The 19,572-nt window shown below is 48.7% G+C and carries 20 protein-coding genes; 18 read left to right on the forward strand and 2 right to left on the reverse strand.

Going from position 1 to position 19,572, the window contains the following annotated elements; genetic code table 11:
• The first annotated feature begins 460 nt into the window (after positions 1-460).
• The 11 genes from BN93_RS05410 to BN93_RS05460 all read left to right on the forward strand — a co-directional run bounded on the left by BN93_RS05410 (position 461) and on the right by BN93_RS05460 (position 11,468).
• A complete protein-coding gene (locus BN93_RS05410) occupies positions 461-796 on the forward strand; it encodes a hypothetical protein (RefSeq protein ID WP_019187328.1) in 336 nt (111 codons plus the stop codon).
• 410 nt (positions 797-1,206) lie between these two features.
• Entirely contained in the window at positions 1,207-3,267 is a 2,061-nt protein-coding gene (locus BN93_RS05415; RefSeq protein WP_019187329.1) for a TonB-dependent receptor plug domain-containing protein, read from the forward strand.
• Positions 3,268-3,371: 104 nt separating this feature from the next.
• On the forward strand, positions 3,372-3,701 hold the full coding sequence (locus tag BN93_RS05420; RefSeq protein WP_044259902.1) for a heavy-metal-associated domain-containing protein: 330 nt from the start codon (positions 3,372-3,374) through the stop codon (positions 3,699-3,701).
• A gap of 451 nt (positions 3,702-4,152) precedes the next feature.
• On the forward strand, positions 4,153-4,842 hold the full coding sequence (locus tag BN93_RS05425) for a phosphatidylserine decarboxylase family protein (RefSeq protein WP_019187331.1): 690 nt from the start codon (positions 4,153-4,155) through the stop codon (positions 4,840-4,842).
• Between the two features lie 15 nt (positions 4,843-4,857).
• Positions 4,858-5,580, forward strand: a complete 723-nt coding sequence (locus BN93_RS05430; protein ID WP_019187332.1) for a CDP-alcohol phosphatidyltransferase family protein — start codon at positions 4,858-4,860, stop codon at positions 5,578-5,580.
• A 2-nt stretch (positions 5,581-5,582) separates the two neighbouring features.
• Complete coding sequence (locus tag BN93_RS05435; protein WP_019187333.1) at positions 5,583-5,858, forward strand: DUF4834 family protein; 276 nt, start codon at positions 5,583-5,585, stop codon at positions 5,856-5,858.
• 541 nt (positions 5,859-6,399) lie between these two features.
• Positions 6,400-7,356 carry a methylenetetrahydrofolate reductase gene (locus BN93_RS05440; RefSeq protein ID WP_044259994.1) on the forward strand — a complete coding sequence of 319 codons (957 nt, stop codon included), beginning with the start codon at positions 6,400-6,402 and terminating at the stop codon, positions 7,354-7,356.
• Positions 7,353-8,492: a DNA polymerase III subunit gene (locus BN93_RS05445; protein ID WP_019187335.1), complete on the forward strand. Its 1,140-nt coding sequence runs from the start codon at positions 7,353-7,355 to the stop codon at positions 8,490-8,492. The genes BN93_RS05440 and BN93_RS05445 overlap by 4 nt, the downstream gene beginning before the upstream one ends.
• Positions 8,493-8,644: 152 nt before the next feature.
• Complete coding sequence (locus tag BN93_RS05450; RefSeq protein WP_044259903.1) at positions 8,645-9,961, forward strand: PSP1 domain-containing protein; 1,317 nt, start codon at positions 8,645-8,647, stop codon at positions 9,959-9,961.
• Between the two features lie 19 nt (positions 9,962-9,980).
• Positions 9,981-10,472 carry a gliding motility lipoprotein GldH gene (locus tag BN93_RS05455; RefSeq protein WP_044259905.1) on the forward strand — a complete coding sequence of 164 codons (492 nt, stop codon included), beginning with the start codon at positions 9,981-9,983 and terminating at the stop codon, positions 10,470-10,472.
• A 12-nt stretch (positions 10,473-10,484) separates the two neighbouring features.
• A complete protein-coding gene (locus tag BN93_RS05460; protein WP_019187338.1) occupies positions 10,485-11,468 on the forward strand; it encodes a DUF5677 domain-containing protein in 984 nt (327 codons plus the stop codon).
• Positions 11,469-11,961: 493 nt separating this feature from the next.
• On the opposite strand, the gene BN93_RS05465 is transcribed toward BN93_RS05460, so the two are convergent.
• On the reverse strand, positions 11,962-12,960 hold the full coding sequence (locus BN93_RS05465) for a 2-hydroxyacid dehydrogenase (RefSeq protein WP_019187339.1): 999 nt from the start codon (positions 12,958-12,960) through the stop codon (positions 11,962-11,964).
• A 335-nt stretch (positions 12,961-13,295) separates the two neighbouring features.
• On the opposite strand from BN93_RS05465, the gene rsmA reads away from it, so the two are divergent.
• Positions 13,296-14,099: a 16S rRNA (adenine(1518)-N(6)/adenine(1519)-N(6))-dimethyltransferase RsmA gene (gene rsmA, locus BN93_RS05470; protein ID WP_019187340.1), complete on the forward strand. Its 804-nt coding sequence runs from the start codon at positions 13,296-13,298 to the stop codon at positions 14,097-14,099.
• Positions 14,096-14,560, forward strand: a complete 465-nt coding sequence (locus tag BN93_RS05475; RefSeq protein ID WP_019187341.1) for a GAF domain-containing protein — start codon at positions 14,096-14,098, stop codon at positions 14,558-14,560. The genes rsmA and BN93_RS05475 overlap by 4 nt, the downstream gene beginning before the upstream one ends.
• A gap of 8 nt (positions 14,561-14,568) precedes the next feature.
• Here BN93_RS05475 and BN93_RS05480 read toward each other — a convergent pair whose 3' ends face one another.
• The gene (locus tag BN93_RS05480; RefSeq protein WP_019187342.1) at positions 14,569-14,838 is read right to left on the reverse strand and encodes a hypothetical protein; all 270 of its coding nucleotides are present in this window, start codon (positions 14,836-14,838) and stop codon (positions 14,569-14,571) included.
• Between the two features lie 547 nt (positions 14,839-15,385).
• Here BN93_RS05480 and BN93_RS17410 point away from each other — a divergent pair.
• The 5 genes from BN93_RS17410 to BN93_RS05505 form a co-directional block, all read left to right on the forward strand.
• The gene (locus BN93_RS17410) at positions 15,386-15,622 is read left to right on the forward strand and encodes a hypothetical protein (protein WP_019187344.1); all 237 of its coding nucleotides are present in this window, start codon (positions 15,386-15,388) and stop codon (positions 15,620-15,622) included.
• A gap of 31 nt (positions 15,623-15,653) precedes the next feature.
• A complete protein-coding gene (locus tag BN93_RS18935) occupies positions 15,654-15,779 on the forward strand; it encodes a hypothetical protein (RefSeq protein WP_256374687.1) in 126 nt (41 codons plus the stop codon).
• A 981-nt stretch (positions 15,780-16,760) separates the two neighbouring features.
• Positions 16,761-17,114, forward strand: coding sequence for a hypothetical protein (locus BN93_RS05495; protein ID WP_019187347.1), 354 nt, complete (start codon positions 16,761-16,763; stop codon positions 17,112-17,114).
• Between the two features lie 284 nt (positions 17,115-17,398).
• Positions 17,399-17,800: an FMN-binding protein gene (locus BN93_RS05500; RefSeq protein WP_044259906.1), complete on the forward strand. Its 402-nt coding sequence runs from the start codon at positions 17,399-17,401 to the stop codon at positions 17,798-17,800.
• Positions 17,801-18,043: 243 nt separating this feature from the next.
• Positions 18,044-19,572 (forward strand): TonB-dependent receptor plug domain-containing protein (locus BN93_RS05505; RefSeq protein WP_019187350.1); only part of this gene is annotated, 1,529 nt, incomplete at its 3' end.

The following is a 19,572-nucleotide window of genomic DNA, read 5'->3' on the forward strand; positions in this document are numbered from 1 at the left end:
TTAATGAGGTTGTGAGTCGGTGAGTTGATGAAGTGGAGAGTTGGAGAGTTATGTATTCGGGAACTTTGGGTTTTCGTGAGTTCAAAGGTAAGCGAGTTGCGTTGTTCTGCACTTCGTATATAAAGGAGTGTTTGTGTTGTGTAGCACCACAAGGAACACACACTTCTCAATTTACAGAAACACGAAAGGTGGAGACAACGTCATTAACCCCTCAGTCTAAACATTCAACCCTAGGGGTTGGAAATAATGATGTTTGCAAACCTTCTCAACCATTCTGCCTTATAAACATCATCTTGACGGCCTTTCATTGCGCCAAACAGCGGTTAAACACGAAACGTTTACGATTGCGCCATTGAAAAAAGCACAAAACTTTGCCTTGTTATGAAATAAAATTACTACCTTTGCCGTTCGAATTATGAGGAAATCGGCATACATAACACTCTCAATCCTGTTATCAACAATGATATTATGGATTGGTTCGGGCATCATGACTGTGGTGTGCGAGCATACGGGTAGTGTGTCTGTTGCCGAGATGCCGTCGAAGATGCACTGCAAGGATGCGGCTGCAAGCAACTGCATGAAGATGCAGGTAAAAACCTTATCGCCTACAAATGCAGAGCGAGCAGACTTCCATCAGCCGCTGCCCGTGCAGTTCTCACTTCTTCCGCAACTCATAACAGATTGTGGTTTATTGCCTTTGCCCGTTTTGGCAAAGGCCTCCGAAAGAACATGGCAACGGCTTTGGCATGGTCCGCCGCGCCAATATCTTCGGCTACTTACAACACTTTTGATTTGATTTTTTTGTGTCCTCCTGTTATTCGTTAAGCGTAATAGGAAGAGCCTTTGTGCCTGTTTCACAAACGTGTAAATGTGCAAAGCTGTATCGGACAATCCGTTGTCCTGATGCGTTGAGGCGCATACTCAGGGGGTTCGCGTACGCCTGCGGTTACGTCCCTTGCCTTATTCGTGTCCAAGAACAAAGTCCACGAGCCTCTTTCTTACAAGATGCCCGAGGCAGAAAGTTCGTTATCTCACCACGGTTTTGCAGCGACATCGCCCCACACTCGCCCCTAACAACATGTTTGTGAACAAACCGAGGGCCAGTTCTAACGCCCTGCCACTACACAGGTGACCATAGCCAAACGGTAGCACCTTGTGGCACGTAGCACTTGGCCGAACTTTAACGACAACAAAAAATCAAACGTAATGAACAAAATTCCATATATATTAGGTGCAACGCTATTGGCCGTTGTGCCTGCTGTAGCCCAGCAAACACACCCCGACTCCACCATAACACTGAAAGAACAGACACTGGCAAACGTCACCGTAACTTCTCGCAAAGCCTCCGTGCGTTCGCTCAAAGGTGCCATCAACGGCAAGGACATCCTACGCGACGAGCTTTTCAAGGCTGCCTGCTGCAACCTAGGCGAGAGTTTCGTCACCAATCCGTCGGTCGATGTAAACTACGCCGATGCCACTACCGGCGCCAAGCAAGTAAAACTGCTAGGCCTAAGCGGCACATACGTGCAGATGCTTACCGAAAACCTACCCAACTTCCGCGGTGCGGCTCTGCCTTACGGCCTAGGCTATGTTCCCGGCAACTGGATGAAGAGCATGCAGGTTAGCAAAGGCAACTCCTCGGTAAAGAACGGCTACGAAGCCATGACGGGACAAATAAACGTTGAATACGTGAAACCAGAGGACGAGAAGGGCATTTCGCTCAACCTCTATGGCAACACGATGGGAAAGTTCGAAGCCAACGCCGACGGCAATGTGCACATCAACGGCAACAAGAACCTCAGCACGGAGCTGCTGGTACATTTTGAGAACAATTGGGTCCACCACGACGGCAATGGCGACGGATTTGAAGACGACCCGCAAGTGAAACAATACAACTTGCAGAACCGCTGGTTCTGGAAAAAAGGTGGCTACATGCTCCACGCCGGCTTGGCGTTGCTGAAAGAAGACCGCACTAGCGGACAAGTTGCACACGCACAGCCCGCGCCCGGCAACCCTACGCCTTACCGCATCGGCATTGGCACAGAGCGTTACGAGGGCTATATGAAACATGCCTTCATCCTAAACGAGGCACACGGCACCAATGTCGCCTTCATGGGCAACGTGTCTTTACATAAGCAAGATGCAAGCTATGGCATCAAACAGTACAGCGTGAACGAGAAGAACGCCTACGCATCGCTTATCTTCGAGAACAACTTCACGCCCGAGCACAACCTTTCTGCCGGGCTAAGCCTTAACCACGACTACCTGCACCAGCGTTTGTTGCTTCCTGTGGGCGTGGTGCCTGCCGATTACGGCAACCGCTATCCGCTAACGCGCGGCATAGAAAGCGAAACAACGCCTGGCGCATACGTACAATACACCTATAACCTGCACAACCGCGTGATTGCCATGGCCGGCTTGCGCATCGACCACAGCAACGTGTACGGAACGTTCTTCACGCCACGTTTCCACCTGAAGTGGATGCCGGCAGACCTGCTCACCATCCGCCTATCTGCTGGAAAGGGCTATCGTAGTCCGCACGCACTGGCCGAGAACAACTACCTCATGGCGTCTGGTCGCCGACTAATCATCGACAACCTGGAACAAGAGGCCGCGTGGAACTATGGAACCAGCCTGAGCTTCCTCATCCCGATAGGTAAGCAAACGCTGAAATTAAACGCCGACTATTATTACACGCACTTCCTTTCGCAAACCCTTATCGACTACGACACCAACCCGCAAGAGCTGCACATCACCAATCTCAACGGCAAGAGCTACTCGCATACCGTACAAATTGATGCTTCGTACCTGCTCTTTAAGGGGCTCGACCTGACGGCGGCCTACCGCTACAATCTCGTTAAGGCCACTTATGGCGGCCGCTTGATGTGGAAACCGCTGCAAAGTCGCTACAAGGCACTGCTTACAGCCAGCTACAAAACGCCCTTAGGGCTATGGCAGTTTGATGCGACGGCAGTGTTGAACGGCGGCGGAAGAATGCCCGAACCCTACACAACAGCATCTGGCAACCTGTCGTGGAGCCGCAACTTCAAGGCATACGGCCAGCTCAACGCACAGGTTACGCGCTATTTCCGCCATTTCTCAGTGTACGTAGGCGGCGAAAATTTGGGCAATTACAGGCAGAAGAACCCCATTATCGGATACCAAAACCCATGGGACAACAACTTTGAACCCACAATGGTATATGGCCCCGTGCAGGGAGCATCGGCCTATATCGGCATCCGCGTCAACCTGGGGAAACGGCTTTAAACGCTCCATCCTCTCGCCTTAACGGCGCAAACAAATAAGAATAACAACCAGGGACAAACGGTTAGAAACCAAGTTTAGGCCGTTATCCCACAAACAACAAACAAATGAAAAAATCAATTATTTCGATGGTGCTGTTCATGGTAGCCATGATTGCAACCGCAAAAGACATTAAGACCGTTGTTTTCACCACAACCCCACAGATGCACTGCGCCAACTGCGAAGCGAAAATTAAAGGCAACCTCCGCTTTGAAAAAGGAGTGAAAGCCATAAAAACAGACGTAGAGGCCCAAAAGGTTTTCGTTTCTTACGATTCAAAGAAAACAACCGAGGAAAAGCTTCAAAAGGCATTCGAGAAATTTGGTTATAAGGCAGAAAAGACCGATAAGGATGCCAAAATTCCCGTGCATAAGGACGAACAATGTGAGAACATGTAACGGAACCTGCTAGAAAGCCTCACGCAACGGCACAAGGAACACTTGTTGTACAACAAGTTGAGGGGAACTTGTGCCAGCGCGCGGGGCTTTATTGGCGGTTCTTAAATTTGGATGGGCAGCACATTTGCCCATCCCGTGCAACACGGGTTTATCTATTAGGCAGGCTCTAAAAAACCTCCAATGGGCTTTAAGGCATGCCTATATCATTTTTGTTTGCATGCACTCAACAACTCATAAACTCATTGTTTGCATGCACCCAACTGCTCAAAAAATTACAACCTCACCTACTTTCCACTTACGTTCCGCCACGCCAAAAACCACGAAAGCGCATGTTCCTTCTCGTTAAATTTGCCTATTTCTTACCGAAAGTATAAAGAAAAAGTCACACGAACTTGCCTAATGCGTTAAAAATCATTATCTTTGCATCCACATTTAACAGCAACTACCGCGAATGGTCAATAAAATAAAGAAACTGAAGAAGATTAGAATACACCGAGAAGGCACCGAAACCCTGGTGCTCGGGTTCATCGTACTTGCCGTCGTAGCACCTCTTTTATGGGTGTTTTTTGAGTGTAAAGTGGCGTTTTGGACGTTTCTGGTGATATACGGCATTGCCTATGGCATCATTATTAACTTCTTCCGCTGCCCCATACGCGTGTTCAATGGCGACACGGAGAAAGTGGTGGTTGCGCCAGCCGATGGAAAAATAGTCGTAATAGAAGAGGTGGACGAGAACACTTACTTCCACGATCGCCGCATCATGGTGTCTATCTTCATGAGCCTTTTCAACGTTCATGCCAACTGGTTCCCCGTTGACGGCAAGGTAAAGAAGGTTGAACACAAAGACGGAAACTTCCATAAGGCATGGTTACCCAAAGCCAGCGAGGAGAACGAACATGCAGATGTGGTGATAACTACACCCCACGGAGTGGACATCCTCTGCCGCCAGATAGCGGGAGCAATGGCCCGGCGCATCGTTACTTACGCCAAACCGGGCGAAGATTGCTATATCGACGAGCATCTCGGCTTTATTAAACTGGGGTCGCGCGTCGATGTATTCCTTCCCTTAGGTACCGAAATATGTGTAAAGATGGGGCAACTTACCACGGGCGACCAAACCGTTTTGGCCAAGCTTAAATAAAAAGGAGCATCGCAAATGGCAAACAAAATCACTCGCCACATACCCAATTCGATAACTTGCTGCAACCTCATTTCGGGTTGCATCGCCACCATTACGGCCATCTATGGCGACTTGTGGCTCGCCCTGCTCTTCATCATTGTCGGGGCCGTGTTCGACTTTTTCGACGGAATGTCGGCACGTTTGCTCCACGTTTCTTCGCCCATCGGCAAAGAACTCGACTCGCTTGCCGATGTCATCACCTTTGGCTTAGCCCCTTCGGCGATGCTTTTTCATCAACTTTCAGTCTTAGACTACCCTTTCGGGAGTGTCTATCGGTGGCAGATTACGGGCTATATACCTTTCGTTGCCTTTCTGATGACGGCTTTTTCTGCCCTCCGTTTGGCCAAGTTCAACCTCGACGAACGGCAGACAACATCGTTCATCGGACTGCCGACACCAGCCAATGCCATGTTTTGGGGGTCGCTTTTGTTGGGACTCGACAGTCAGATGCAAGCCGTAAATTGGGCACCGTTCGCGCTCATCGCCTTGATGTTGCTCAGCTGTTGGCTGCTCGTGTCCGAACTACCTATGTTTGCACTCAAATTCAAACACTGGGGATGGAAGGGCAACGAGGTGAAATACATCTTCGTACTTAGCTGCATACCGCTGCTCGTTATCTTTAAAGTGCTGGCCTTTGCCATCATCATTGCGTGGTATGTGGTGCTGTCGGCCTATGTCAACGCCACTAAAAAACGATAGCAATGGATTTTATCTTGAAGTCGATAGGCGTACTTTTGCTATCGGTGTTGTTTGTTGCGCTGATAGCTTTCTTGCTAACGTTTAGGCGTATCATAAAATCCGTGCGCCAAACCATGCGCCAATTCAACAACGCCACCACGGCTTCTGCCACCAATGGGTCGCAACGCGCAGGCAAAGCGGGCGAAGTGATTATCGACAGTCGCACATCCGAGCGAATGAACCAAAAGATTTTTGAACAAAACGAGGGCGAATACGTAGACTTTACTGAAGAAAAGTAAAGGGAACAACACAGAATAAGCCTCACTTTCTGCCCCACTACAAAGGGAGAAGAAAATGGTATGCAATGCCGCAGCAAAGCTAATTGTCACCTTATCCCAATGAAGAAAGGAGAAGGATGAGGTGTGCGTTTCAATTAGGTTCATGCAGAATAAAACGGCATGAGAAGGTAAAGACAAAACGTAAGCATTCTGTGCTAAAAAACAACAAAGGCAAAGCGTAACACCAATAAGCGAAAAAAATGTTGTAACTTTGCATAAGTTGTCTTGCACTCGGCAATTTGAAAACAAGTTTTCATTGCGCTCGTTGGCGGCAACTTTGCATAATAAGTTGTCTTTGCTTGCCCATCCTACAACCGTCGTTCGGCACATTGGCAGACAACAATTTGGCACAAACAGACTGCTTTCGCAAGCATAAACGCACGGCAGAAGTAGTTAGGCGTATTTGTTTTCCATCCCCAAGACGCAACAAACGCCACAAGCAGACATGCCAAACAGGGGAACATGGGGGCGCGCACGATGCCCGTCCAAACACCAGATAAAGATGAAAGTAAGTGATTTCCTAAATAAAAAGGCAGCAGCCAAGGCCATTTCGTTCGAGGTTCTGCCACCACTCAAAGGCAACGGCACGGCACAATTGTTTCGTACCATCGACCGTTTGCGCGAGTTCTGCCCCAACTACATCAACATAACCACTCATAACAGCGAGTTCGTTTACCGCCAATTGGACAACGGACAATACGAACGCGACCGCATTCGCCGACGTCCTGGCACCATTGCCATTGCTGCCGCCATACAGCAACGCTATGGCATACCCGTTATTCCGCACATAATTTGCAGCGGGGCTACGATTGAAAGCATTGAATACGAACTGCTGGACTTGCAGTTTTTGGGCATTCAGAACCTGCTGTTGCTACGTGGCGACAAGGCGCGAGACGAACAATTGTTCACGCCTACGCCCAACGGACACACACACACCACCGACCTTATCGAGCAGGTGAACCGCTTTAACGCTGGTTTTTTTGCCGATGGAACAGCGATGAAACATCCTGGCGAGAGTTTCGAGTATGGCGTGGCGTGCTATCCGGAGAAACACGAGGAGGCTCCCAACCTCGATGTGGACATCGATTACTTGCTGAAAAAACAGCAACTTGGGGCGAAATACGCCGTTACACAGCTGTTTTACGACAATCAGAAATACTTCGACTTCGTGGAAAAGGCACGCCAAAAGGGTGTTACCATACCCATCGTGCCGGGCATTAAGCCGTTTGCCAAGTTGGGACAGCTAACGGTTATACCCCGCACATTCCACTGCGACCTGCCTACGGCGTTGGCTAGCGAAATCGTTAAGTGCAAAACCGACGACGATGCAAAGGCGTTGGGCGTGGAATGGGCCACGCAACAATGTCGCGAACTGTATGCGAAAGGCGTGCCCAGCATTCACTTTTACACCGTTTCGGCGGTCGATTCAATCTGCGAAGTGGCCAAAAAATTGTTATGAACTGGAATGACGTAATAGGCCAAGACGACGTTAAACGTCGACTCGTAAGCATGGTGCACAACAACCGTTTGCCCCATGCAATGATGCTCTGCGGCCCTGCCGGCAGTGGAAAATTGGCCTTGGGCTTGGCTCTTGCCTCGTACTTGCTTTGCGAACGCCATGCAGAAGGCGACGCTCCTTGCGGCGAATGCGGTGCTTGCGCCATGATGCGCCGCTTTGAACACCCAGACCTGCACTTCTCTTACCCTGTTATTCGCCCTACCGGAACATCCAGTGAGCACAAGATGAACAGCGACGACTTCGCCCCACAGTGGCGAGAGATGTTGCAAACAACGCTTTATCCCTCGATAGACCTTTGGCTCGACCAGATGGACGCGGCCAACCAACAGGCTCAGATGGGCGTTGGCGAAAGCGATTTGCTGATGAAACGTCTCAGCATGAAGTCGAGTCAAGGGGGCTATAAGGTGGTGGTGGTGTGGCTTGCCGAACGTATGAACCAAGAATGCGCCAACAAGTTGCTCAAGCTTTTGGAGGAACCGCCTGCCCAAACGCTCTTCATCCTTGTGTGTCAAGAGCCCGAACAGCTGCTCGAAACCATCAAGAGCCGCACCCAACGCATCGACTTGCCGCCCATCGCAGTGCACGACATGCAGCAAGCACTGATACAAAAGCGCAACATAACGCCCGAAGACGCGCGCCGGGTGGCCCGATTAGCCAACGGAAGTTGGACTAACGCGCTGGCCGAACTTAGCGTAGACAACGAGAACAAGCAGTTTTTAGACATGTTTATCATGCTGATGCGGCTGGCTTACCAACGAAACATACGCGAACTGCGCCGTTGGAGCGATGCCGTGTCCACCTATGGGCGCGAGAAACAAAAACGCATGCTGACCTACTTTGCACGTCTGATGCGCGAAAACTTCATGTTCAACTTCGGTATTGCCGACCTTGTGTACATGTCGCGCGAAGAAGAAAACTTCGCCAAAAACTTTGCACGTTTCGTAAACGAAGAGAACATCGTGGAGATTTCCGAACTCATCGACCGCTGCATCCGCGACATTTCGCAGAACGCCAACGCCAAAGTGGTGTTCTTCGACTATGCCATCAACATGATTCTCTACATCAAGAAGGCATAAAGGCGGTTAAACCGCGGCTCGTTCAAGCATCCTCCCGCACGAATTGCAGAGGCAAAGCGCAGGTTCGAGCCAACTAAAATAGCACTCTCCGACAGGATATTTCGCCACCAAGGCCAACATCCTGCCGTCAATATATAAAACAAAACGAACAAATGGATTACAGAAATATGAAGTTCAAGGTGGCCACTGGCTGCGACCACGGCGGATGCTGTGGGGGCTGTTGCCGTTCGGACCACCAACTAAATACATACGATTGGCTGGCCGACGTGGTGAACGACCCCGACAAAACCGACCTTGTTGAGGTGCAATTCAAGAACACACGCAAGGGTTATTACCACAACGTGAACAACTTACAGCTTACAAAAGGCGACATGGTGGCCGTGGAAGCGAGCCCAGGACACGACATTGGTGTGGTTACGCTTACGGGAAGGCTCGTGGCTTTGCAGATAAAGAAGGCCAACTTAAAGTCGGCCGACGACATCAAGCGCATCTATCGCTTAGCCAAACCCGTAGACCTAGACAAGTACGAAGAGGCTAAGAGTCGCGAGAACGACACGATGATACAGAGCCGACAGATAGCAAAAGACCTGGGATTGAAGATGAAAATCGGCGATGTGGAGTATCAAGGCGACGGAAACAAGGCCATTTTCTACTACATCGCGGACGAAAGAGTAGACTTCCGACAGCTTATTAAGGTGCTGGCAGACACTTTTCATGTGCGTATCGAAATGAAACAGATTGGCGCACGCCAAGAAGCAGGGCGCATAGGCGGTACAGGACCCTGCGGAAGAGAGCTGTGTTGCGCCACATGGAACAAGAACTTCGTGTCGGTTAACACCAATGCAGCCCGCTTTCAAGACATCTCTCTCAATCCTCAAAAGCTTGCCGGCATGTGCGGTAAGCTGAAATGCTGCCTTAATTACGAAGTAGACAACTACGTGGAAGCCGCCAAACGCATGCCCAGCAAAGAGGTTTCGCTGCACACGGGCGATGCCGAACACTTCGTTTTCAAAACAGATATTCTGGCCGGAACGGTTACCTACTCCACAGATAAGAACCTCGCCGCTAACCTAGTTACCATTACGGCCGAACGTGCAAGGGCTATTATCGAGATGAATCGCCGCGGCGAAAAGCCCGATTCGCTCGAAGAGGAACGCCACAAGCAACACACCGACAAGCCTATCGACCTCTTGGCGAATGCCGACCTGAGCCGATTCGACAAGTCGAAACGCCCTAAACGCCCCACAAATGGCAAGCCCAAGGGCGAAAAGCGCGATGGCTCTGCACCCCAAAATGGTGCTCCGCAACAACGCAAAGAACAGCAGCGGCAGCGCGAACAACAGGCAGAAAAACGCCGTCAAAGGCCACAACAGGCACGGGCACAAGAGGGCAAACAAGAGAATAACAGCAACAGGCATCGTCGCGATAACCAACGAAGAGGAGGTTCGCCAACGAATAATCAACCGTAAAAACAAGAATAACAAGCCGATGGAGCGTTTAGTGAAAGGCGCGTTGGTGGCTCTTGCAGTCGCCTTAGTTAGCGCATGCAGCATGGATACCGTCTACCACCGATACAGTCACACGTCGGTGAGCGGATGGGAGAAGAACGACACCTTGAAGTTTTACGTTCCCCGACTTCATCAAGGTGGGGTATTCGCCCAGCAACTAGACGTGCGCATCAACGGTGCTTACCCATTTACGGCGGCCACACTCATCGTAAAGCAACGCATTGTGCCCGGCAACCAAGAGCTAACAGACACCATCAACTGCACGTTTAGCAAGCCCGACGGCACTCGTCTCTCGCGTGGTATCAGCTATTACCAATACAGTTACCCCATAGCCAAGCACGATTTGCGCCAAGGCGACAGCCTAGTGGTGAGCGTTTACCACGACATGAAACGCGACATGCTACCAGGAATATCCGATGTCGGCATCCATATCAGTCGCGTTAGCTATCTGCATAATGCGCTATATAAATAATACCAATCATTTATGTTGTTAGATGAAAGACATTTGAAGGACTTAATCAACCCGATTAAATCAACAGAACTTAATGAGCGACTTTCCGAGGAGGACATTAATAAATTCATTGAGTTAGAAAGTATAGATGAATGCAAGCAGTATATGGAAGTGATGCTCGATTTTTATTTTGACGTCTTCAATCCACTTTCAAACAGAGTAGAAGCTTCTGAATTTGAACAAGATAGAGACCTTTGGCTACAAACTATTTTTAGTAAAGGGTGCTCTTTCCTGCGTTTGCTAGACGGCATCAGCTATTCTAAAGGACTTTTCCGCCTTAACAAAATAGTAGATTTCCCTACTCTCTTTACAATAGCAAGAAGAATATACGAATCACTTATCGCTTTTGAACTTTTGTTTGTTCTTCCAAAAACCCCAGACCAACAGACAATAGTTTATAATCTCTTTGTTGCTCATACTCTATCTGAAAGACTAAGAAACCTTGATGAAGAATTTCATAAAGAAAACCCCGAAAGAATAGAGGAAGAAAAGAAGGATTTTGCTGCCTGCAAAAAAAACATCGAAGAAACTAAACTATATAAAACGTTGAATAAACACACAAAAGATGTAATCCAAAACGCTATCGGTAAAAAGTTTCGCTATCTTTTTAAAGAGGATAATACAATGGAGTTTATTCAATACGACAAAGCACACAGGTTACTTAACGTAAAAGAAGGTATTTTTGATACTATATATTCACATTTTAGTCTTCATGGTCATCCTTCATATCTATCTTTAATTCAGTTTCGCGAATCGTACAAACCAGATTCTCGTGAAGACCTTCATATGGCATGTTTCGCAACAAAATGTATGCTTTCATTTATGAGCATCTTCATTATTGACTACATGAAGTTAAACCCGGCAGCAAAAAAGCAATATGATAAGCTTGAAGAACCGCGAAGATTTGCGATAGGCATGTATGAGTATGGAATGAGAGGAGAAAAGATATTTCAGTAGTTTATCTTCTAATAGCATTCCTTAAATAACTCCTGACAGCATGGGCAAAGGTACTTATATATATACGTCTGTACAAATGAAACAAGACGTTACAAGCAATGGATTTTCAAGAATTATGCAGTCCTTATTATTACGATTTGATGTTTCCTGGAAGTTCCACATTATAAATAAGCGACAAAAGGCTTGCAAATCGTAGAAAAATCAACTATCTTTGCAACGAAGAAAAAGTGCACTTGTCTGCTATATGCTTTCATACTGCACGATAAAAGGGACTGAAAGAGGGGCTGCCTACATGGCAGCCCCTCTGCTTTTTGGGACGTTTTATGCTGTTCAAGTCTCAAAGTTCAAGTCTTCCCGTATTGATAAGCTACCTAATCGCCGAACTTCCCCAAGTTAACCTACGCCGTAAACCGCAGGCCTGCTAGTGCGTTCAATAAGACAAACAAGCCAACGAACTCGGAAACTCAGCAACTCAAAGCCGCTTACCCCTCCTCTACTTCTCCATCACTTCGTTCGTCAGTTCCTTACCTTCGCTAAACTCCTTAATACTTTCTAGCGTAGTAAGCGCGATGTTGTGCATGGCCTCGGCTGTGAAGAAAGCCTGATGTGAGGTAAGAACCACATTGGGCATCATCAGCAAACGGGCAAGCACATCGTCGTCGATAATCTTATCGCTACGGTCTTCGTAGAAGTAATTCTTTTCTTCTTCGTACACGTCTAGACCTGCCGACCCCACTTGCTTCGTGCGCAAGCCCTCAATCAAGTCCTCGGTATGGATCAGTTTTCCACGTCCAGTGTTAATAATCATCACGCCCGGTTTCATCTTCGCAATGCTTTGGGCGTTGATAAGGAACGTAGTTTCGGGCGTAAGCGGACAATGCAACGAGATAATGTCGCTCTCGGCGTACAGCTCGTCCAGCGAAACCATCCGCACATCATACCGCTTGGCAAACTCCATATCGGGGTAAAGGTCGTAGGCAAGCACCTTCATACCGAAGCCATGCAATATCTTTATCAGTTCTTTTGCAATCCTGCCCATGCCCACAACGCCTGCCGTCTTGCCATACATGTCGAAACCCATCAAGCCTTTAAGGGCAAAATTGCCCTCGCGTGTGCGGTTAACGGCACGGAAAATCTTACGATTAAGGGCCAACATCAGCGAAACGGCATACTCGGCAACGGCATGCGGCGAGTAAGCAGGCACGCGAACAACCTTTATCCTACCCTTTGCTGCATGCAAGTCTACGTTGTTAAAGCCCGCACAACGCAGGGCGATGAGTTTCACACCATTCTTAATCAACTCGTCGATAACGGCTGCATTGCATTCCGCATTAACGAAAATGCACACCACATCGGCACCCTTGGCCAGCGGAACGGTTTTAAGATTGAGATGTTCTTGATAATAACGGATGTCAAAGCCATAGTCGGCGTTCGTCTTGTTGAACGAAACCTCGTCGTACGATTTGGCATCGAAGAATGCTACTTTAATCATGAAGTTGTGGATTTTTGAATGTTACTAACTACGTTTGTTTGGCCACATGCGGCGCATTTGTGAATACCGCCACTGGGCGAGAACCGCTCTGGCTGCTCGTCTTTGGTTATCCTGTCACGGCCAAACATCATTCTTACAGCATGCAAAGTAAACACTTTTTTCCGAGATAACGGCCGTTCGGGCAGACAATATATGGCAGCGAGGACGAAGTTTGCCACCCAACACAGGCCATAGCCACACAAAAAACATCGCACCCACCCCAAACAAACGCCCTCAAAACGGCCCTAATCCCCCCCATATTTTGCTAACTTTGCAAACGCAACAACATATTTACGATGAAGCTTGTACGACCCAAAAAGCATCTTGGTCAGCATTTCTTGACCGACTTAGGCATTGCCCAACGCATTGCCGACACCGTAGACGCGTGCCCAGAGCTGCCCATCCTCGAAGTGGGACCAGGCATGGGCGTGCTAACCCAGTATCTCGCCACCAAGAACAGGCCGCTACGCGTGGTGGAAATAGACACCGAATCGGTGGCCTTCCTGCACAAAAACTTCCCCCTTTTGGCAGAAAACGTGCTGGGCGAAGACTTCCTGCGCATGGACCTCGCCAGCGTTTTCTCTGGCCAACCCTTTGTGCTGACGGGCAACTACCCCTACGACATCTCCTCGCAAATATTCTTTAAGATGCTCGACAACAAGCATCTCATCCCCTGTTGCACAGGAATGATACAGCGCGAAGTGGCCTTGCGCATCGCCTCGCAGCCAGGAACAAAGGCCTATGGCATCCTTTCGGTGCTTATTCAGGCGTGGTACGATGTGGAATATCTCTTTACCGTAGACGAAACGGTGTTTAATCCGCCGCCCAAAGTAAAGAGTGCCGTTATCCGCATGACGCGAAACGCAGTAGAAAACCTTGGTTGCAACGAGGCATTGTTTAAGCGCGTGGTTAAAACGGTGTTCAATCAGCGGCGCAAAATGTTGCGCGTTAGCCTGCGCCAGCTATTTGCCGGCATGCCTGCCTCGCCCGAATTTTATGCACAAGAGATGTTTACACGCCGCCCCGAACAGCTTTCGGTGGCCGAGTTTGTGCAGCTAACCAACATGGTAGAACAAGAAATGAACGCCCAAAAACAATGAACAAGGAGACCATCTACACCGCCCTCTTACCGCAGGTAGCCGCCCTCATTAAGGGCGAAACCAACGAGACCGGCGTTTTGGCCAATGTTGTCGCCGCCCTGCACCAAGCCTTCGACCAGTTTTTTTGGACGGGTTTCTACCTACTTCACCCCGATGGCATGTTGCGTTTAGGCCCCTTTCAAGGTCCGCCGGCCTGCTATGCCATCGCCATTGGCAAGGGCGTATGTGGCCAAGCGTTCGAGTTGGGGCGCACCTTGGTTGTTCCCAACGTGGAACAATTCCCCGGACACATCGCTTGCAGCGCCCTTTCGCGGTCGGAAATTGTAGTGCCCGTCTTCTCAAAGGCCGGTAAACCCGTTGCCGTTCTCGACATCGACAGCAAACAACTCGCTACTTTCGACGACACCGACAAGCATTATTTGGAGCAAGTGGCACAGCTACTCACCGACACATTATATTAAGGCCTGTTTTAAAACTCCACGCAAGGGCTTAACACCTGTTTCTCTTTTGCCCTGCCCTTTCTTTTCTCCCCTTTCAGTTCCATAACCTGCAACGCATATTCGTTCGCAAACAAAATTCGCTCAGCGCTTTGCGTTTGTTTTGACAAAAACCATGTGATTTTTGCTAAGATTGCTTGAACGAAAAGAATTATAGTCAAACAGAATTGAACTTGAAAAGACACAGTTGCATCGTAAGCAAAAAGAAAATCTCCTTTTCCTCCACATAAGGGTTTATTCATTCTATGCAACACACGTCTTGCACGCTGCCAACAACAATTTTCCAAATGCAACTCTTTTTGACTATAATCGCTATACTTGCAGCAACACCCTTAAACCACTTGCCCAATGCGATGTATCTATCACTAAACAATTTGCCCTATTACCAAATCTTAAATTATTATCTTTTACTTTACAACACGGCTCTAATTTTCGCTCCGTTCTAGCGAAAATAGGGGTTAAAAAGTAGGCAAATATCTACCATTTCTAACCTTTCGCACCATTCTCTTTGTCTATTTTCAAGAAAAGAGCCTGCATTTTGCACCATTTTACCTTTCTAGTTTGGCCGCCAACTCATAATTTTTCAAACCCAATTACCTGCTTTTTACCCCTAAAATCCCACTTTTTGACAACTATTTCGCCCTTTTCGGCCATGTATCTCATGGCTCATAAAGGTTTTGTTTATACAATCCGTGTGGATATTTATGCTTTTCGCCCCGCATTTAGCACCATTTTACACTGCGTTTTGCACCATTTTACCTTGTATTTAGCACCAAAACACACTGCATTTTGCACCAAAACGCACTGCGTTTAGCGGCATATTGCACCGCGTTTAGCACCAAAACGCACTTCATTTCGCTGCAAATCGCCAAAAAATGGGTGTTGGTGGCAGTCGGTTTAAATAAATATTCATTTCGCCTGCATGCACAACTGCCCCCTTTTGGCACCAAAACAAACCTCCGCGAGAATCGATTTTTTGCGGCAAGGTGGGCGGTTGGTGGATGGAAAGGGCACTTTTTGTGTTAAATTCCTTGCTGAAAGTTTAACAAAAGCAGTTGTGCTGTCTATACACCTTTGGGCAACGGCACGGAAAAACACGTACGCTTATAACCGCCAGTGCGAGCAGTTGCAGAGCTTGTTGCCCACGGCCAACGGAGACAGCATCATAGAAATGCAGAAGTAATTAGCTATTGAGAGGCGGTTTTCAACTTGCAAAGAACGCATTGAATAACTTCTGCCAAATCGTCCTGAATAGAAAACTAACATTTCAGCTTATAGTAGAGAACGCATTGAATAACTTCTGCCAAATCGTCCTGAATAGAAAACTAATATTTCAGCTTATGGCAGAGAACGCATTGAATAACTTCTGCCAAATCGTCCTGAATAGAAAACTAATATTTCTGCTTATGGTAGAGAACGCATTGAATGACCTCTGTCAAATCGTCCTGAATAGAAAACTAATATTTCAGCTTATAGCAGAGAACGCATTAAATGACCTCTGCCAAACCGTCTTTTGGCGCATAACCACCTTTTGCCACAATCAATTGAGGCAGCAATTCAGACCTTATAGTCTAACAGAATTGGATTTGGAAAGCCACACATGTAGCGTAAGCCAACAAGATACCCAGTTTTACTTCCCATAAAGATTTATTAATGCCATGCTGTCTACGTGGTTCATTCTTCTAACAGCAATTATCCAAAAGCAATTCTGTTTGACTATAACATATCGTTGTCCAGCACTTCGTACATGAGGGGGAATACTTATCCTGGCATTGCATCACAAAGAAAACAACCCCGTCACAGTCTATAGAAATGGTAACAGACAAGACAACTTCATCATGCAGCCACCAGCCAACGTACCAAATTGTAGGTAGTTCAAGCCCTGTTCATCGTTTCTAAATTTACTCCCTTTTGGGTATTTCACGCCTGCGGATAAAGGTCTATATTTGCAAAGTGTTATACATGGCCGTTCAATCCACCCAATACGTCCCGTTATGAAAGCACCATTCCCTACCCCGCCATGCCTTTCCCTATCGGCAAATTGTTGCTACACGAAAGTGGCAGAAAGCAAGGTATACAAGCTTTCGCCTACATTTCAAACTGCAATCAAACAGCGGAAAGCCCACCAGCCCGCCGAAACATTCATCCGTTAAGTCAGCATTTTATGAACAACTTCACCCTTTTCTTCATGTACGATGTGGTTTGGGTTACGCTCCTCGCCCTCGTCTACGCCGCCTATGCCATATCGTCTAAGCCCAAAGGCGACCTGGCAGTGCGCCTAACCATCGGCTTTGCATTTGCATATTACCTTGTGTTTTACCTCCTATCCTTTGCAACAAGTGTAGCCACAGCCAAAGGCCTGTTCCTGCTTGCCTTGTTCCCTGTGTCAGCCTTGTGGTTTGCCCTTGCCCCCTATCGCAAAAGCAGGCGTACAAAAGTCATTGCATGGGCCTTGGCCACGGCCTATTGCGCCTTTTACGGTCTGATAGTGCTGCTGCACAGCCAGTCTAACATGTAAGCCACCACATTCCCACAGCCAGGCGAAACGCGCCGCCAAACACCAGGTTTCTCAACGCGCCCCAACCCTTCGAGCTATCCGCGGCAACCAACACCAAGCACATCAGCACCGAAAACCCAACCACTACAACCACAAAACACGCAACATGGCACAACATTTTGCCCCTACATGGTGGCTTTTTCTTTTTTTATTCCTATCTTTGCAATAACGGCGTCTCCGAAGTCCGCCACCGAACGGGCAACCAGCAAGACGCCTTCAGCTAACACACCAGTAAACAAACAGTTATGAGAAAAGTAACATCCAGATTGATATTCGGAATAGCCGCCGCGGTTTTCGCGGCAACACTCACCAGCGCAAGCAACAACGACAACATCATTACCAAAGAAAAGGGAATGATCGTTGTTAACACCACCGAGCTTACACGCGACGTTAAAGGCTTTAAAGGCACTACCCCTGTGAAGATTTACATCAAAAAAAACAAGGTGGTAAAGGTAGAGGCGTTGCCCAATCAGGAAACGCCAAGGTTCTTCGACAAAGTGAAACCCCTGCTGAAATATTGGGAAGGCAAGCCGGTTAGCAAGGCCATCGAAGACGAGCCCGACGCCATTACGGGCGCCACATACTCGTCGGATGCCATCATGAAGAACGTGCAGGTTGGCTTGGAATACTATAAAGCCCACAAGTAAGCAGGCATACACCCACCCCACAATACAGAACAGACAGCCCCACAACATGGGGCACAGCCGCCACACAAGGCACCATAACGAAGGCTTTACCAGCCATACCCAAAGGCATTTGGCATACACTGCCACTTACTTAACACCTCAACACTGCCGGCGAGCATTGAGGCAGCCGCCCAAAACTAGCCCGCAGACGTGTGCACCACCATCCCTCAACTTACGCTACAATCACCCTAAACAATCGCCCTTATGAACATAGTTGGTACTTTTTCGTATTCAGAACCACGCCTTTGCTCCTTTGGGCAAGGCAAAAGTAAAGTTGCATTGCGTGCTCGGCTTGCCGCATACCTATTCATGGCCTGCCTATTGTCGTTTGTATGCGCCGAAAACTTGTTTGCACAAGTGGGCGAAGACAAGCCGAAATACATATCGCGCCTAATCCCCGACAGCCTAAAAGGCGACCAGCCGCTGATACAAGTCTGGCAAAAGACAGGCGGCTTTGGCGACAAAGGGCTCGTCGTCAACCCGCTCGACGCCATCAAAGGCCGCCTGGCCGGTGTAAATGTGTCGCGTGGAGGCGACCAACGGCAAGCCAGCCTCACCAGCGTACGTGTGCGCGGAACCACTTCGCTAACGGGCGGAAACGACCCGCTCGTGGTCATCGACGGCGTTTCGAGCGACCTTGCCACGCTTTCCACCATCTTCCCGTCGGACATCCTTTCGTATCAAGTGCTGAAAAACGCCTCCGAAACGGCCCAATACGGCTCGCGCGGCGCATCGGGCGTAATCATCGTAACCACTGCCAAGGGTGCGCGCGGTAAGTTCCACATTTCTTACGACGGCAATGTGGGCTTTGAAACAGCGTATAAAAACCTCGAAATGCTGAGCGGGCGCAATTACGTTGCCACGGCAAAGGCACTTGGCCTAAGCGTTAACGACGGCGGCGAAGACAACGACTACTTGCGCGCCATTACGCAAACGGGGTTTATACAAAATCACCATTTGGCCTTTTCGGGCGGCACAGAACAAAGCAACTACCGCGCATCAATGAGCGTGATGAACCATCAAATGGTGGTGCGAACCAACAACTACCGCAACTTTACGGCCAAATTCGACCTCATGCAAAAGGCCTTCGACGATTGGCTCACCGTTAACTTCGGGCTGTTCGGCTCGTCGTTATCCAACAAAAAGATACTCGATACGCAGAGACTTTTTTATTCTGCCGCCTCGCAAAACCCCACTTTCTCCACCCAACAGAACGCCGCAGGAGGCTGGGACGTTAACACCCTGGCCTCGCAGATTACCCACCCTATGGCACTTTTGCACCAAAAGGACCACGACCGCGGCTTTAACATCAACACACACCTGTCTTTCGACTTCCCCCTCGCCAAGGGACTTACCGCCCGCCTCTTTGGTTCGTACTCGTTCACAACGCTCGAAAACGACATATTCCAACCCACTTGGACCGAGGCGCAAGGCAAAATGTACCGCCGCGAGAACAAAAGCGAAGACCTACTTGGCAGCGTGCAACTGAACTATAACAACACCTGGGGCGCACACAAGCTGCAACTGACGGGCACGGCAGAATATCAGAACAACCGCAAGCAGTTCTTCTTCACCACGGTGAAAGGCCTTTCGAGCAACGATTTTGGTTACGACAACCTCACCGCGGGCAGCATCCGCCCCCAAGACGGCACGGGAAGTGGGTACGAATCGCCCAAGCTAACCTCGTTTATGGGCAGTCTTTCGTACACGCTTTTGGGGCGTTACGCCCTTTC

The sequence above is a fragment of the Prevotella conceptionensis 9403948 genome (assembly GCF_000312305.1).
GTDB lineage: Bacteria > Bacteroidota > Bacteroidia > Bacteroidales > Bacteroidaceae > Prevotella > Prevotella conceptionensis.